This window comes from Pseudoalteromonas sp. SANK 73390 (genome assembly GCF_054966645.1).
Genome location: NZ_ARPN01000163.1, coordinates 1 through 1,240 on the forward strand (window position 1 = coordinate 1; position 1,240 = coordinate 1,240).

Consider the following 1,240-nt stretch of genomic DNA (forward strand, 5'->3'; position numbering starts at 1 on the left):
CGGCTGTCTTGTTTGGTTATCCACTTCTTTAACGACGCAGCTTAGTCAGCAAGGCATCAAACACAACCCTGTTAATATAGTTCAGATAGGCAAAAATGCGGACGGAAAAATCATGTTTATTGAAACTGGTAATTCTAGCGCAGGATTGCAGCACATTGTGCAAAGGCATGGAGCCGACTTTGCCAACCGAGGGATAAGTCAATCACAAATCCCCCAAGCCGTTATGGCTGCGGTTCCCAGAGGTAAGGTTGTAGGCTATCAAGGTAAAGGAACTGGTAGACCTATATATGAAGTTGGCTTTGGAGGGCAAACTCATAGAATAGCAGTAACAACAGGAAGTAATGGATTTATTGTTGGGGCTAACCCAGCAAGATAGGTGAGCAATATGAGAAAGATTAAATTGATGACGGATTATGATTGCTATCCGTTATGGGAAGAGTTCAGTGACGGCGTGGATAATATAGCACCATCATCACTGCCAATATCAGAGAGTTTAGCTACAAGAATTGATGCTTGGGGCGACGAATATGATAAAACAATGAACCGTGAAGACCCTGCAACTTCTGGATTCTGCAATGAGCAAGCTCTAGTTGCGTTTGAAGAGGAAGGTGAAATGCTTTTCGCTGAGCTAAAGCATGAGTTGAGTGAGGAATTTGCCGTTACTTACTTCAGTACACACTCAAATAGCTTGAAATCATAAAGTCTAGATATTCAAAAATGATCAAATTACCAGCTTTGCTGGTAATTTGATCATTTTCACCCGTTTCAAAGAACAGGAATAAACAAAATAAACAAGACACCCATTTTTATTTGCTTGTTTTTTGAAACGAGAATAAACAAGACACCCACTTTTATTTACGTTGTATATAACAGTCAAGGTCGCGGCTTTATGGGCTTTAAGTCGGTGATTGAAAAAGATGTCACATTAGGGGTTGTTACCCGCTCTGACTTTAAACAAATATTTCCATATCAAGGTAAGCTTACTCGCCAAGCACAGTTTAAGGTGGCAGATTATGAAGCGCGTAGTAGTGAGTTGCTCAAAGATGCAACGTCAGAAATCAACGCAATTAGCTTTGCAGACTATTTGTGGGGTAAAAACTCAGCGAAATAAACAAGACATATATGGACGCTCAGCCTTTGTCAAACAATACTAACCAATCGAGGTGACTTTTTAGTCGCCTCGTGCCTTTCTTATATTATTTACCTGCTTAAAAATAAACAAGACACCCATTTTTATTTG

At 40.0% G+C, this 1,240-nt stretch carries 3 protein-coding genes; all 3 read left to right on the forward strand.

From position 1 onward, the window contains the following. Window positions 1-376: hypothetical protein (locus tag SANK73390_RS19080; RefSeq protein ID WP_462767951.1), on the forward strand; the 376-nt coding region annotated here is incomplete at its 5' end. Between the two features lie 9 nt (window positions 377-385). Next, complete coding sequence (locus tag SANK73390_RS19085; RefSeq protein ID WP_462767952.1) at window positions 386-700, forward strand: hypothetical protein; 315 nt, start codon at window positions 386-388, stop codon at window positions 698-700. Window positions 701-889: 189 nt separating this feature from the next. Next, the gene (locus SANK73390_RS19090) at window positions 890-1,111 is read left to right on the forward strand and encodes a hypothetical protein (RefSeq protein ID WP_462767953.1); all 222 of its coding nucleotides are present in this window, start codon (window positions 890-892) and stop codon (window positions 1,109-1,111) included. The last annotated feature ends 129 nt before the right edge of the window (window positions 1,112-1,240 follow it).